The organism is Coraliomargarita sinensis (genome assembly GCF_003185655.1).
GTDB classification, from domain to species: Bacteria; Verrucomicrobiota; Verrucomicrobiia; order Opitutales; family Coraliomargaritaceae; genus Coraliomargarita_B; species Coraliomargarita_B sinensis.
Genome location: NZ_QHJQ01000006.1, coordinates 179,483 through 192,732 on the forward strand (window position 1 = coordinate 179,483; position 13,250 = coordinate 192,732).

General features: G+C 54.9%; 14 protein-coding genes. 6 read left to right on the forward strand and 8 right to left on the reverse strand.

The genetic code is table 11. From position 1 onward, the window contains the following. Positions 1-16 precede the first annotated feature (16 nt). Together DDZ13_RS15850 and lspA are read left to right on the forward strand one after the other, a co-directional pair. Positions 17-1,027 (forward strand): TraR/DksA family transcriptional regulator, encoded by a 1,011-nt coding sequence (locus DDZ13_RS15850; RefSeq protein WP_110131301.1) that lies wholly within the window; start codon positions 17-19, stop codon positions 1,025-1,027. Next, complete coding sequence (lspA, locus tag DDZ13_RS09935; RefSeq protein ID WP_110131302.1) at positions 1,014-1,580, forward strand: signal peptidase II; 567 nt, start codon at positions 1,014-1,016, stop codon at positions 1,578-1,580. The genes DDZ13_RS15850 and lspA overlap by 14 nt, the downstream gene beginning before the upstream one ends. Here lspA and DDZ13_RS09940 read toward each other — a convergent pair. From DDZ13_RS09940 to nadD, 4 genes are all read right to left on the reverse strand, one after another. Continuing rightward, positions 1,577-3,409: an ATP-binding protein gene (locus DDZ13_RS09940; protein WP_110131303.1), complete on the reverse strand. Its 1,833-nt coding sequence runs from the start codon at positions 3,407-3,409 to the stop codon at positions 1,577-1,579. The two genes, lspA and DDZ13_RS09940, sit on opposite strands and share 4 nt — an antisense overlap. After that, positions 3,409-4,212 (reverse strand): hypothetical protein, encoded by an 804-nt coding sequence (locus DDZ13_RS09945; protein WP_110131304.1) that lies wholly within the window; start codon positions 4,210-4,212, stop codon positions 3,409-3,411. Before DDZ13_RS09945 ends, DDZ13_RS09940 begins: the two co-directional genes overlap by 1 nt. An 85-nt stretch (positions 4,213-4,297) precedes the next feature. Continuing rightward, on the reverse strand, positions 4,298-4,666 hold the full coding sequence (gene rsfS / locus DDZ13_RS09950; RefSeq protein WP_110131305.1) for a ribosome silencing factor: 369 nt from the start codon (positions 4,664-4,666) through the stop codon (positions 4,298-4,300). A 12-nt stretch (positions 4,667-4,678) separates the two neighbouring features. After that, positions 4,679-5,287 carry a nicotinate-nucleotide adenylyltransferase gene (gene nadD, locus DDZ13_RS09955; protein WP_110131306.1) on the reverse strand — a complete coding sequence of 203 codons (609 nt, stop codon included), beginning with the start codon at positions 5,285-5,287 and terminating at the stop codon, positions 4,679-4,681. Between the two features lie 42 nt (positions 5,288-5,329). On the opposite strand from nadD, the gene DDZ13_RS09960 reads away from it, so the two are divergent. Continuing rightward, positions 5,330-5,992, forward strand: a complete 663-nt coding sequence (locus DDZ13_RS09960; protein WP_158279875.1) for an exopolysaccharide biosynthesis protein — start codon at positions 5,330-5,332, stop codon at positions 5,990-5,992. A gap of 25 nt (positions 5,993-6,017) precedes the next feature. Here the strand turns inward: DDZ13_RS09960 and DDZ13_RS09965 are convergent, their stop codons facing one another. Further along, positions 6,018-7,601, reverse strand: a complete 1,584-nt coding sequence (locus DDZ13_RS09965) for a S8 family peptidase (protein ID WP_110131308.1) — start codon at positions 7,599-7,601, stop codon at positions 6,018-6,020. 49 nt (positions 7,602-7,650) lie between these two features. Here DDZ13_RS09965 and DDZ13_RS09970 point away from each other — a divergent pair, with 49 nt between their 5' ends. From DDZ13_RS09970 to lipA, 3 genes are read left to right on the forward strand one after another with little or no spacing between them, the layout of a single operon-like run. Continuing rightward, a complete protein-coding gene (locus DDZ13_RS09970; protein WP_199221097.1) occupies positions 7,651-8,340 on the forward strand; it encodes a type 1 glutamine amidotransferase in 690 nt (229 codons plus the stop codon). Then, a complete protein-coding gene (gene lipB, locus DDZ13_RS09975; protein WP_110131310.1) occupies positions 8,333-8,986 on the forward strand; it encodes a lipoyl(octanoyl) transferase LipB in 654 nt (217 codons plus the stop codon). The genes DDZ13_RS09970 and lipB overlap by 8 nt, the downstream gene beginning before the upstream one ends. Then, positions 8,979-9,902: a lipoyl synthase gene (lipA, locus tag DDZ13_RS09980; protein WP_199221098.1), complete on the forward strand. Its 924-nt coding sequence runs from the start codon at positions 8,979-8,981 to the stop codon at positions 9,900-9,902. The genes lipB and lipA overlap by 8 nt, the downstream gene beginning before the upstream one ends. Positions 9,903-10,262: 360 nt before the next feature. On the opposite strand, the gene DDZ13_RS09985 is transcribed toward lipA, so the two are convergent. Genes DDZ13_RS09985 through DDZ13_RS09995 form a run of 3 tightly spaced genes read right to left on the reverse strand, consistent with a single transcriptional unit; the run spans position 10,263 to position 13,198 of the window. Continuing rightward, the gene (locus DDZ13_RS09985) at positions 10,263-11,615 is read right to left on the reverse strand and encodes a Gfo/Idh/MocA family protein (protein WP_110131311.1); all 1,353 of its coding nucleotides are present in this window, start codon (positions 11,613-11,615) and stop codon (positions 10,263-10,265) included. An 11-nt stretch (positions 11,616-11,626) separates the two neighbouring features. After that, a complete protein-coding gene (locus DDZ13_RS09990) occupies positions 11,627-12,427 on the reverse strand; it encodes a ThuA domain-containing protein (protein WP_110131312.1) in 801 nt (266 codons plus the stop codon). 54 nt (positions 12,428-12,481) lie between these two features. Then, positions 12,482-13,198, reverse strand: coding sequence for a glycosyltransferase (locus DDZ13_RS09995; protein WP_110131313.1), 717 nt, complete (start codon positions 13,196-13,198; stop codon positions 12,482-12,484). Positions 13,199-13,250: the final 52 nt, after the last annotated feature.

Genomic DNA, 13,250 nt, shown 5'->3' on the forward strand with positions numbered 1-13,250 from the left:
ATTAAGCCACTCACCCATGCCAAAAAAGAAATCAACCGCTTCCAAGAAAAAGCCTGCCAAAAAAACCGTTAAGAAAGCGGTTAAGAAAACAGTGAAGAAATCTCCCGCCAAGCCCGCCAAGAAAGCGGCAAAGAAGCCGACCAAAAAATCGGCGAAGAAGGGCGTTAAGAAAACCGTCAAAAAGGCGTCCAATACAAGCCCGGCGAAAAAGAAAGCGGTCAGCAAAGCTCCTGCGAAAAAAGCATCCGGCAAGAAAGCCAAGGCTCCATTGAAAACGAAAGTGGCCGGCACATCGCCCAAGAGCGACGCGGATGACTCCAAAGGCACCCCCATCGTTTTCTCCCTCGATGATGTCGAGGAGTTGATGGCATCCAAGAAGAGCGAAAAGAAAAGCGAGAAAAAGACGCCGAAAAAGACGGCACAGAAGAAGCCGACTCCCCAGCCGAAGAAGGTCGTGGTTGAAGACCAGCCGGTTGAGCAGCGTAAATTGGGTGCCGCCTCACTGGCTGATATCCTCGGTTTCAACCCCGCCGAGAAGAAAAAGAATACCGACTTGAGCAGCGAAGAGGTACCGAAAAAATGGAAGAAATACTATAAGCTTCTCATCGAGCTGCGCGGGCACGTCAGAGATGAGCTCAATCTCCACACATCCGATACGCTCAAACATTCCTCGCGTGACGACTCGGGCGATCTTTCCAGCTATGGAAGTCATCAGGCCGATGCCGGTACGGACACCTTCGACCGTGACTTTGCCCTCAGCCTTGTTTCCAACGAACAAGAAGCGCTGAACGAGATCGAAGAAGCAATCCTGCGCATCAAGAACGGCACCTACGGAACCTGTGAAGTCACCGGCAAAGCCATACCCGCCGCGCGTCTGACTGCAGTTCCCTTCGCTCGCTTCTCGGTCGACGGTCAAGCCGAGTACGAGAAGAATATGCGCCGCAAGGTGGATCGTAGTGGCAACGCTGGCCTGTTCGGCGACGCCAGCGACGCGCCAAAGTTGGCTGCGAGTGATGACGACGAATAAAACCGACATATTCGGCCAGATCAGCACTTACAAGCTGCTGCTCATCACCGCTTCTGTCATTTTCCTTCTCGATCAGCTGTCGAAAGCCTGGATATTCAACAACCTGCCGCTCGACAGCTATTTTTACCCCGATTCGATACAGGTCATCGAGGGTTTCTTTTATATCGTCCACATCGGCAATGAAGGTGCGGCCTGGGGTATGCTCTCGGGGCAAAGTGGTTGGCTGGCGCTCTTTGCGCTACTGGCCCTCTTTGTGATCTACAAGGTCAGGCACTCCCTCGAGCTTCATCGCCGCATCATGCAGGTTTCTTTTGGTTTGTTGATCGGAGGTATTATCGGAAATCTGATCGACCGCTTGGTCCACGGTCATGTTATCGACTTTCTCGATTTCCATTTTCCATTCCAGATTCCCTGGATCATGCCAACGGGCCGCTACCCTTCCTTCAATATTGCCGACTGCGGCATCGTCGTTGGTGTCGTTATCTACATTGCCGTGAGCTTCTTCAGCCCGGCAAGCCCCGGGACAGACGAAAGCGAAGAGGGTAAGGCTTAACACACCTCAAGAAGCTGCTCGATCTTCGCCTTAAGCGCATCGATTTTCAGCGGCTTGGTGAGATAGCCGTTCATTCCCGCGGACAAGCAGCGTTCTTCATCGCCCGACATGGCGTTAGCGGTCAGAGCGACGATCTTGACATTCTTAAGCTCGTCACCCACCTCACCGGCGCGAATGGCTGCCGTGGCTTCGAGGCCGTCCATCACGGGCATTTGAAGGTCCATAAAAATAAGATCCGCCGGCTTATCTTTCAACTTCCGCAAAAGTTCCTCTCCGTTTTCGACCGCCTCTGACTTGATGCCCAAGCGCTTGAGCATCAAGGAAATGACTCTCTGATTGGCGAGGTTGTCTTCAGCTATGATTACTTCCAACCGAGACCGGTCCAAGCTTTCCTGGCTCCCGTTCTTCTGAGGAATTGGAGGCGCTGTTTCCTGCTTCGAGACCTCACCCACCCTCAGGCGGGTATAGAAACTTGAACCCTCACCGGGCAGACTGGTCGCCCAGATTTTACCGCCCATTGCCTCGGACAAGCGCTTGCAAATAGCGAGCCCCAGACCTGTGCCGCCATATTTTCGAGTGGTCGATGCGTCACCCTGGGAGAAAGGCTTAAAAAGGTTTTTGAGCTGCTCCCGCTCGATCCCGATCCCGGTGTCGCGGACCTCAAACTCAATTTCCATCATGTCGCCGGCATCCACTTCGGAGTGTAAGATAACGGACAACCGAACCTCTCCTTTTTCCGTAAACTTGATTGAGTTGGAGAGTAAATTAATCAGTACCTGCCGGATGCGCGTCTCATCACCCTTCAATTTGCGGGGCACATCCTCGGCAATATCAATTTCGAGGTGGACGCCCTTCTCCGCCGCCTGATTGAAAAACATGGCACTGAGATCGCGTATCATCGGCACCAGATTGAACTCACGCACCTCCAGGCTCAGGTTGCCGGTTTCAATTTTGGAAAAATCAAGGATGTCGTTAATCAGCGACATCAAGGTCTCACTGCTGGCCCGGATCGTATCGACATAATCTTTTTGCTCAGCATCCAAATCGGTATCTGTGAGCATCTCGACAAATCCGATGATACCGTTGAGCGGCGTTCTGATCTCATGACTCATGGTGGCCAGGAAGTCACTCTTGGCACGGTTGGCAAAATCAGCCTCGCGCGCAGACTGGCGGGCCTGCTCCAATACTTCATTCAGCCGGGTGTTGACTTGTTCCAACTCGTCGCGGGCCTGATCGGCATCCTCCATCATACTCAGGGCAATCTTGCGCCCTTCCTTCAACTCGTTTGCGCGATTGGTTAAGTCGAGATTGGCGGCAACCAGCTCCTTCTCAGCACGACGCCAGCGCTGCTCCGTCTCACTTCTTTCCCGGAGAACCCAACGCAAGGTTTGCAGAACTTTGTCAAATTCCTTGAGGTCGAAAGACTTAGCCATCAGCGCAGAACCCGTCGTATCATTACTGGCAAGCCGTTCATTCAACAGGTCGATGTTATTCTGCAAAATATTGACGAGATAGCGTGACGCCAGAAGTGGCACTGCGAAACCGACTGCGAGAAGCGCCGCTGCCAGTATCATGTTTTGTGTGAACTCTTTCTGAAGCGTATTCAGCCGCTCACTACGCATGAGCTCGATTTCATCGATCCGAGCCGCAGGATCAAAGCCCACTCGCTGAACCATACTGTTCAACTGCTCCATCAACTGGCCGCGCTCCACTATGTAGGCAGAGGCTTTTTCGGAGATCAGCCACCCAACCATGGTCAGGGCGAGAAGCCATGCCGGGCAGGCGGCATAAAGGTAAACCAACCGGTTCAGACTGCGTTTCGACTCCATCACGAGCCCCCCCCACTGTCTGTAAACCTGGCCATAGGTACATGGGTGTCCTCCGTATTCTGGTCAAACCGATAGCGGGGCTCTTGTCCGCTGTCTTTTAGAATTTGATTCACTTCTTCCTTTAACTCGAGAATACGCGTTTCACGCCGATACATGCCGCGGCGGAAGCGATCCAAATCTTTTCGGGCAATATCAACATCTTCCAGATCCTCGCGGTCAACCGATGGTGATACCAGAATCGCCATTTCCACCATGTGGGCATCTCTGTAGTATCTCGCGCTCACTTCCAGGGTGACCTGGCTCCCTTGCGCATCTTCGGCAACGACCAGATGGACATGGGGGGTAGCCCCCACTTGCTTGGCATCGCTCACAATTTTCTCCAACTTCGACGATGAGATACGAAGCAAATCGACAATTGAATTACCCCGCACGCTGAAATCGGCAGGAATCCGAAGCAGCTGTAAAAATCCGGGGCTGACCTTTTCGATCAACAGTGTTCCCGCGTCAAAATACGCCAGGCAAACCAGTGAGTGATCGTAATAATACTGGATACGCTTTTCCAGATTGGCGACTTCCGTGCGATGCTTCTCGCGGATCTCCTGATTGGAAGAAGTCAGTGAGCGTTCGCGGTAAACAAAAGCACCCAATGTAAACCCGCTGAGTACGGCAAAAACCGCTGCTTCCATCTGCAGCAGGCCTAAAGCCGAAAGGGTAAAAAATAACCCGATACCGGCAAAAAATCCGGAAAGAACAGTAACAGCCCATAAGCTGCCGATCTGTTCGTTGGTCACGTCGCGGGACATAGGTTCGGGTTTACTCGGTTAAACAAATGTAAAAGCCACAAATTTGCGCGCCAACGTAGCGCTGACAATGATTTTTCCGGCCATTTTACGGAAGCGTAATAACCGGCGCGTCGCTCCATAACTGATCCAGCTTGTAATAATCGCGCATTTCCTCGGTTTGCAGGTGTACCATAAAATCAAAGGCATCAATGACCAGCCAGCCACTGCCGATCTCCCGTTCCTGCCCGATCAGTTGTACCCCGGCCTCCTTGAGTTTTGCATCGAGAGTGGTTTTCAGCGCCTTGACGTGTGGCTCCGAGGTCGCGCTGACAAGAATCATGTAATCCGTAATCGATGACTTGCCACGAACGTCCAGCACTTTGATCGATTCCCCTTTCTTGTCTTCGATCGCGGCGATAGCGCAGCGCATTTCTTCTAATGTCTTCTTTCGGGTGAAATTTCTCTTATCTGGCATAGTGAAAAGGCATTAGGTATACAGGCCCTCTTCCCGAATGAAAGCTTCAACTGATTGTGGCAGCAGTCCAATTACGGACTCTCCATTCACAATTCGTTCCCGAATCGAGGTGGAGCTCTCTTCCATCAAAGGTGCATCAATTGTCTCGTATTTGAGCCCGGACACCCCCGGAGCAGACAACTGATACCCGGGCCGGGCCAAGACCAGAAAAGTAACCGCCTGCGCCAATTCTCTGATCGCATGCCAGCGGTCGAGTTGCTCGAGTTGATCGCCGCCAATGATCCAGTAGAGGTCCGCGTCCGGCATGCGCGCTTTGAACGCTTGTACCGTGTCCACGGTGTAACTGACCCCGCCACGTTTTAATTCCGAATCATCAATCACGAAGCCCGCCTCGCCGGCCAATGCGAGTTCGAGCATTTTAAGGCGCGCCGCATCGCTGGCGACGGGGCTGTGCGCTTTCAGCGGAGACTGGGCTGCCGGGATGAAAGCCACCCGGTCAAGAGATGCCTGCCTTCGGGCAGCACGGGCCACTTCCAAGTGCGCACGGTGCACCGGATCAAACGCACCTCCGTAGAGTGCGATCCGCGGCTTATGGGTTGCCTGATGCTCTTGAGTCGTCATTTACAAACAGAACACAGTGAGTTAAGACCCGCCCAATCACAAATGCAAACCGACCAGGATTCAGCCCAACATGTGCCACTCGGCCAAGCGCTCGAAGCATTACTCAAGACAGAGGATGCACGGGGCCCGTCAATCAGCGAAATCACGGGGGCCGTCGGCGAGAAAGGCTTTGGTCTGGTATTGATGGTGCTTTCCCTACCGAGTGCCCTGCCCGTTCCCGCACCGGGCTACAGCACCCCCTTCGGCATCGTGATCGGGCTTATCGCGTTGCAAATGATACTCGGCCGGCAAGCTCTCTGGATTCCGGAAAAGCTTAAAGGCGTCCGCATCAAACCTTCCCTGGCCAATCGAATGCTCGGGACGGCCGCCAAATTCCTGAAAAAGATTGAGCGCCTTATTCGCCCGAGACAGCGCTGGATTCGATCCCGGGCCGGGCAAGCAGGGCTGGCCTGCGTCATTCTGATCATGGCCTGCCTGATGATGCTGCCCATTCCCCTGACCAATACCTTCCCTGCCATGGTGATCTTTCTGATCGGAATCGGGCTCTCCGAAGAAGACGGCCTGCTCGCTCTGGGGGCTTTTGCGGTCGGCCTGCTCGCGATCGCCCTCTATGCGGCCGTCATCTATATATTCCTCACCCAGGGCCCCGAAGCAGTCGACGGCATTAAAGACTGGATCAAAGCACGACTGGGAATGGGTGACTAGAACCACCGAAATTGATTCCCCGGACTTATCGGGGCCGGTACTGGATCGCCTTCAAATTATTCTCGAGACGGACATCCTCATTGAGATCTTCGGGTAAGACGCGGGCGGCGAGATCAAGCGTCTGCTCACTGTCGATAGAGGGCAACTGTGCGTAAACCTTGCGCGTGGTGGTCTGCCCGGGGCCAAGCGTACCAATCGTGAATGACATGGGCTCACTGTCATTGATCAAGACCTCCAGCTGCGCTTCGTTAAACCACTTGGTCCCCCTGTTTTGCACGGTGACTTCGACCGGCATGTTGGTGCCGGGCTGAGCATCGGCACTCAGATGAATCCCGGCCAGAGCAATATCGAGAATCCCGGGGGTCGCCCGTTCACGCAAACGGTCCCAGTCCAACAATCCGGCACCGTACACCGGATCAGGCCCGGGCGCACCTGCATCGTTCAGATAGCGCCGGAGCAACTTGACCGCTTCATCACCGGACATGGCTTCTTCACCGGACATCAACGACGCCAAGGTTCCGCTGACAAAGGGAGCGGCCGCCGAGGTCCCGGAAAAGAGTATTGTCCCTTCATCTTCCTTGGCCGTGCGAATTCCGATACCGGGCGCCGCAAAATCAATCTTTTGGGATTGGTTGGGGAAAACCGCCTGACTGCCTTTGGCATCCAGCGCAGTGACCGAAAGAACTTGATCATAAGCCGCTGGAAAAGGCATGCGGTCATAACCGTCATTCCCCGCGGCTGCGACGAGAAGAACCCCCCGGTCACTGGCATATTTAACCGCCTGTCGCATCAGTAGGGAATCCTCATACACTCCCAGGCTCATATTGATGACTTTAACGCCCATGTCCACGGCCTGCACAATTCCTTCCGCGACATGATAACTGTTGCCCTGTCCCTCATCATCGAGAACGCGAACGACAAAGAGCTCGGCGTTGGGCGCAATGCCCTCTTTCCCGGCAATAATGGAAGCGACGGAAGTGCCGTGGGCAGCACCCGGACCGGCTACGCCCCCACCGGCCAGGTCGATGTTTACAATGTAGACATCATCAAATTGCGGATGTGCTTTAATCCCCGAATCGAGAATTGCGACGATCACTCCGGAACCGTCGCCTTGGGGCAGTCCCTTCACGATGGATCGTGCGGAAGCTCCGTAGCCACGTAATCCGGCCAGTGCCACCGGGTCGATTTCCACGGGGGGCAAAGGCTGCTTCACCCGGTGCGAATAACTGGCCCTGGCGCCATATCGGCCGAAATTCACCGAAAGGAGCGCGTCGTCCGGAATGCGCACGGCCAGCAATTCATCGATCTGGCCGAGAGGTTTGTGGCCGGCTTCCATCAAAGCGGCAATATAAGCCAGGTAGTCCCTGCGACTGCCAAAATGAATCACATACTCTCCGGGAACGGCTTCAGGCGGCAATTCCGGCAATACATCCTGCACAGAATCGGTCTTCACCTCCGGGAAATCAAAAAAGACCTGCTCGCTGGTCGCCCCCTGTTCATCATCCGCCCCCGAAGAAGGTTCGAGTTGCTGCAAGGCCAGATAAACACCCAGCATGCCCCCGACGATAATGAGAATAGCAAAAACAAAATAAATCCGGAAAGCCTTCATCGGCGAATAAACTAGACTTGGTCACATTTAGAGCAACCGTCTAATGCAAATGCATATAATCTGCTTCCAACACGTGCCTTTCGAAGGCCCGGCCGCGATCGCGGATTGGGCCGACTCGCGCGGGCATGCCCTGGAATGCATCCGGTTATTCGACAATGAGCCGACACCCCCCTGTGACAGCTACGATATGCTTTTGATTATGGGTGGCCCCATGAATATTGACGAGGAAACCGAACACCCGTGGTTGACCGCTGAAAAGGCGGCGATCCGGGAGGCCATCCAGGCCGGTAAAATCGTGGTCGGCATTTGCCTCGGTGCGCAGCTGATCGCTGATGCTCTGGGAGCAAAGGTTGAGCGCGGGCCACAAGCCGAAATCGGCTGGCTACCGATTGAGAAGAGCCCGGAGGCGTCACAAGCGCTCCGCCTCCCCGATTCGCTGCGCGTCTTTCATTGGCACGGTGACAGTTTTACCCTTCCCGTCGGAGCCGTGCGTATCGCCTCCAGTGCCGCTTGTCCCCATCAAGGTTTTCTCTATCAGGAGCGTGTGCTCGCGTTGCAGTGTCACCTCGAAAGCACCCCCGCAAGCATGCATGCACTGATCGATGCCTGCGAAGATGAAATTGGCATTGGACCCTACATTCAGGACGCCTCCACCATGCGCTCGGAACCGGAAACTACGTTCCGGAACATGCAAGCCGTGCTCTTTCAACTACTTGATCGGATAAGCTGCCATGGTTGAGATCGAAATCATCGACTGGGGGCGCACCCGCTACGCCGAAGCTTTTGAAGAACAGAAAGCGCGGGTTGCCCGGCGCAAGGCGGGGGACTGCGGCGATGCCCTGATTTTCACGGAGCACGACCCCGTTTACACAATGGGCCTGCGCAAGGGTGCCGACCAACATCTGATCTGGGACGAGGCGACCCTGGCCGAACATGGCGTGGAGGTCTTTAAAAGTAATCGCGGCGGCGACATCACCTATCACGGGCCGGGGCAAATTGTCGGCTACCCTATTCTCTCGCTACATGCGCGCAAAGACCTGCATGCCTACCTCCGGGATCTGGAAGAAGTGGTCATCCGCACCCTCACGGGATTCGGGCTGGAGAGTGCCCGGCGCGAGGGCAAGACCGGGATCTGGCTGGAAACCCGAAAAATCTGCGCGATCGGAGTGGCGGTGAAAAGCTGGATTACCTACCATGGTTTTGCACTCAACGTCGCCCCCGACCTGAACCACTTCAACGGTATCGTGCCCTGCGGCATCACCGACGGAACCGTCACTTCTATGGCAAATGAGCTAGGCTACTCAATCGGAATGGCGGACGTAAAAGCGGCTTTAGCGGTTGAATTTCGAAAAGTTTTTGCAAACACTGCGACGGATAATGAGTGAAAGAAAACCAGATTGGCTGCGCGCCAAGTTACCGACCAGCAAGGAATACAAGGAAGTCCGGGCGATCGTGGACTCCCACGACTTGCATACGGTCTGTAAAAGTGCGCAGTGCCCCAACATGGGTGAATGCTGGTCGCGTGGCACCGCTACGGTCATGATCCTGGGCAATATCTGCACGCGTTCCTGTCGCTTCTGCGCGATTCAAACCGGTCGTCCCACCGAGCTGGACCTCGGCGAGCCGGCCCGCGTCGCCGAGTCCATTGCCAAGATGGACCTGAAACATACGGTCATCACCTCAGTCGCCCGTGACGATTTGAAAGACGGCGGCGCCTCGGTTTGGGCGGCAACTATCCGGGCGGTCCACAACCGCGTGCCGGAATGCGCGGTCGAGGTGCTGACAGCTGACTTTCGCGGACAACAGGAGTACCTTGATGTCGTACTCGATGCCTGCCCCGATATTTTTAATCACAACCTTGAAACCGTAAAGCGGCTGCAGCGTCCGATCCGAAAGACGGCACGCTACGACCGCTCGCTCTGGGTACTGGAACACGCCAAGTCGCGCGGATTTATCACCAAGTCCGGTATCATGCTGGGAATCGGCGAGAAAGAAGACGAGATCAAGGAAGTGTTGCAGGATATGGTCAATGTCGGCGTGGACGTGCTGACCATCGGGCAATACCTGCAGCCCTCCAAGGAACACCAGCCCATCGACCGCTGGGTCCATCCGGACGAGTTCAAGCGCTGGAAAGACTTCGCCCTGGAAATCGGTTTCGGTGTTTGTGAGTCTGGCCCGATGATCCGCTCCTCGTACCATGCCGAAGAGCAATCCGCCAAATACGACGTGCGTGCCCGCCGTCGTGCCATGCAGGCGGAAATGAAAGCCGCCAAGGAAGTCGAGCTTCTGAGCGGTGTGTAAACGAAGCCCCTTTAGCCGGCTGCCCGCAAGTGCAAACGGGACCGCCTGCTTTTACCAGTTCACAGGGCGAATACGAAATCGAATTAAAATTGATGTAATCTAACAGTTTATTTTGTAGCGATGGCAGCATGCCTCGGCGAAATTCAATGAAGACGGGGCCTCTGCCATCCTGATCATAAATATCGGGAGAGAGCCAGAGACTGGCTCTGCTACATCAATCCGATTGAACCATCATTAAATCGAAGCCGTGTAAAGCACTGTGACTACGTTAAATGAGCTTAAGTGAGCGTCATTCCGGTATCAGAGCAAAAAAACGGCATGGCCGAAGCCATGCCGTTTGAATAAGAGATTAACAGAAACCTACCCGTTCAGGGTCCAACCCTTGCGGTAAGGTTTGGTCAAATACTGGTTGGCGGCAGCATTATTCGTCACCACCCCGTTGGCGGCGTCATACTCCAGATCCGTGCCGGCACGGAATGCGACGAGACCGAGACACATGTTTTCGATCATATTGGCGCTGTACTCAAAGTTGCACGCGGTGTCGGCGGGTTTACCATTTTTACAAGCCTGGGTCCATTGCTTCTGGAAGTTGCCCAGATCATCAATCAACTCGTCTTCCGGACGCGGCTTGTAGTAGCTCATATTGCCCGACCGGCCGTCCGGCAGAATCAACCGCTTTGTGAAATCGGTAATGACAAAGCCCTTTTCGCCCTTGAACATGGCACCGTGACCGATTCTGTTCAGGTCAATCCAACGGTTGGGCGATTTCGGCATCGCCCCGCCCTGGAACCAGGTGCAGCGAATTTCGTCGCGCCAACTGTTTGCGGGCAACATCAGGCTCGTCGTGAGGTTGACCGGAGTGACCTCCGGATTGAACTCTTCCGGCGACTTCGAAACCACCTTGGTGGGCAGCTCTGCATCCAGAACATTCCACGCCAGATCCATGGTGTGACTGCCCATATCGCCCATTTGGCCGATACCGAAGTCCCAGTACATGTTCCAGTTCAGGCAATTGGCACCGGGGCGACCGGAAACATACTCGGGGTTGAAAGGATGCTCGGGCGATGGCCCAAGCCAGAGGTCCCAGTTCAAGGTCGAAGGCACATCGTGTCCGCCCGGAAGATAGCCGGGCTTGGGAATTTGACGGTTCCCCCAAACATACACCTCTTTCAGGTCACCGATCACACCGTCGTGAATACACTCACGCAGGCGGTTGAAGTTCGGAAGCGCGTGACGCTGCATACCGACCTGGGTGGCCAGCTTGTGCTTCTTTTGTAAATAGGTTTCACGTACGGTCCGTGCCTCGTTCACGGTAATCGCCAGGGGCTTCTCCATGTAAACGTGAAGGTCGCGGTTCAGCGCCCAATTCGCGATGAAGGCGTGCGTGTGGTCGGTGGTGCAGCAGAGCACGGCGTCAAGGCCGGGGTGGTCGAGGCACTTCCGCCAATCCTCGTAGACTTTCGCGTCGGGAAACTCCTTGGCAGCAAAGGGGATGTTCAGCTGATTCACGTCGCAGATCGCCACCACGTTCTCATCCTTAAGGGTGCCATAGTGCGCGCGGGCACGGCCGTACGCGCCGATCAGGGCCACATTGAGCCGGTTACTCGGTTTATTATCACCAAAAAGTGTGCCTGTTGGCAGAATCATTAAGCCGGCGCCAGTCGCTGCTCCGGCACGAATGAAGTCGCGACGTTGAATACTGTTCTTTTTCATAATGCTTCGTTTTATTTCGTGGTATTAATATTTTCGGCCACCGGTTTCCCGATCGCCCAGAGTAAGCCACGGGTGAACATTTCCATGTACTCATCCTGTAGCATGGTTTCGTTGTGATGACCAATCGTGGTGGCAAAAACCCGCGTCTTTTTGGGCCCATATTCGTTCACCCAGATGTTGGTGTGAAATTGGCCGTCTTTTTCCGCCCTGGATTGAGCCAGTGGCGTCATGGTGGGGTAAGTCTTTTTGATCAAATAAAGCTCTCCCTGCGGCGTTTTCCAATTCGTCATCCCCTTTATGGCTTCATGCTCCGGGGCGACCAACTCGACCTCGAAGGGATACCTTTTATCGTGCCGCTGGGTGTAGAGACCACAGAACTCCCACCACGCCTCCCGATTCTCGCCGGTTCGATAAGAATGCATGGAACAATGCACTAAAACCGCCGGCACCCCATCGCGATGCGGCCTGAGGATATTTTCCACAAAAGCCTCGTTGCCGGAAGGGATATTGGCAAAGCATTCATTGTGCACGACCACGTCGTAACCGTCGGCCCAGTCCGGATTATTATAGAGTGCCAGCTTACGGTTCCCTTTTGAGGTGCGTTGGTGGTAAATCGTCCATTCAACTTTCAGCTTCGACTTCAAATCGACCGCTGCCGGCAGGATTTCCCGCTGTTGGTTGTAGTCGTGGCAACACCCACCGGTCACCAGGAGTGCCTTGATCCATGGCTCCGCTTTCTTGTCCGCCTGGAGGGAAACTGCCCCGAACAGGAGAAATGCTGTAAAAAAAAGTAGAAGTTTCTGTGTCTTCATAAGGGGAATCGTGACAGTGGAAGCATGATTAGAACAGGACTTTCCCGGGCGAAGTCAATACGCACCCAAACGCATCCGTCGGCGAATGCGCAACAACCCGGCAATCATGGCCCAGGCGTCGCGGAGCGGGTGCACCTTGCCCCCAGGAATCTCCCGCCAGGGGATACGCATCTCATTCACGGTGTAACCGGCCTGGTCCAGGGCCAGCAGTAGTTCGACATCAAAGATAAAGCCCCGCTCGCGCAGGTTTTCCGCAACTTCGCGAAACCCCACTCCCGGGATAAACTTGGCGCCACACTGTGTATCCTCGAAACGAATACCGATCAGTGCGTGCACGAGGAAGGAAAAGAGATAGAAGGAAATCAGCCGTCCGAGCGGGCGCTGGAGCGGAGTCTGCTCTGAATTGTGCCGCACGCCCACACAACCGCTTTCGGCACCGCTTGAAAGAGCCGCCTCCATCAGGCGAACCGTCGACGGCGCATCCACAGCGCCATCACAGTCGACGAAGCCGAGCCAGGTGGCCTCAGGACAGGCCTCCCATGCGGAATAAATCGCGCCTCCCTTATGCGAGCGTTCACGAAAGCACATCGCCTCCACTCCGGGGTAAATTTCACGAAATGATTCGACCAGTTTTTTGACCTGAGTCTTTTCTTCTTCGGAGGAACCGTCATCCGCGACGATCCACCGGACGGGGAGTTCGGATTGACTCAGGGCTTCGGCCATCTTCGGCCCGAATTTCGCCAGGCGCGCCGAGTCGTTCCACACGGGCATCACAAGGACAAGAGTTTGCTCTGAGTCAGGCACCTGTTGACATTAGTCGAAC

Bases quoted from the DNA above. Each gene is read 5' to 3' on its own strand.
- DDZ13_RS15850 (WP_110131301.1), top strand. From the start codon at position 17: ATGCCAAAAAAGAAATCAACCGCTTCCAAGAAAAAGCCTGCCAAAAAA.
- lspA (WP_110131302.1), top strand. From the start codon at position 1,014: ATGACGACGAATAAAACCGACATATTCGGCCAGATCAGCACTTACAAG.
- DDZ13_RS09940 (WP_110131303.1), bottom strand. From the start codon at position 3,409: ATGGAGTCGAAACGCAGTCTGAACCGGTTGGTTTACCTTTATGCCGCC.
- DDZ13_RS09945 (WP_110131304.1), bottom strand. From the start codon at position 4,212: ATGTCCCGCGACGTGACCAACGAACAGATCGGCAGCTTATGGGCTGTT.
- rsfS (WP_110131305.1), bottom strand. From the start codon at position 4,666: ATGCCAGATAAGAGAAATTTCACCCGAAAGAAGACATTAGAAGAAATG.
- nadD (WP_110131306.1), bottom strand. From the start codon at position 5,287: ATGACGACTCAAGAGCATCAGGCAACCCATAAGCCGCGGATCGCACTC.
- DDZ13_RS09960 (WP_158279875.1), top strand. From the start codon at position 5,330: ATGCAAACCGACCAGGATTCAGCCCAACATGTGCCACTCGGCCAAGCG.
- DDZ13_RS09965 (WP_110131308.1), bottom strand. From the start codon at position 7,601: ATGAAGGCTTTCCGGATTTATTTTGTTTTTGCTATTCTCATTATCGTC.
- DDZ13_RS09970 (WP_199221097.1), top strand. From the start codon at position 7,651: ATGCATATAATCTGCTTCCAACACGTGCCTTTCGAAGGCCCGGCCGCG.
- lipB (WP_110131310.1), top strand. From the start codon at position 8,333: ATGGTTGAGATCGAAATCATCGACTGGGGGCGCACCCGCTACGCCGAA.
- lipA (WP_199221098.1), top strand. From the start codon at position 8,979: ATGAGTGAAAGAAAACCAGATTGGCTGCGCGCCAAGTTACCGACCAGC.
- DDZ13_RS09985 (WP_110131311.1), bottom strand. From the start codon at position 11,615: ATGAAAAAGAACAGTATTCAACGTCGCGACTTCATTCGTGCCGGAGCA.
- DDZ13_RS09990 (WP_110131312.1), bottom strand. From the start codon at position 12,427: ATGAAGACACAGAAACTTCTACTTTTTTTTACAGCATTTCTCCTGTTC.
- DDZ13_RS09995 (WP_110131313.1), bottom strand. From the start codon at position 13,198: ATGCCCGTGTGGAACGACTCGGCGCGCCTGGCGAAATTCGGGCCGAAG.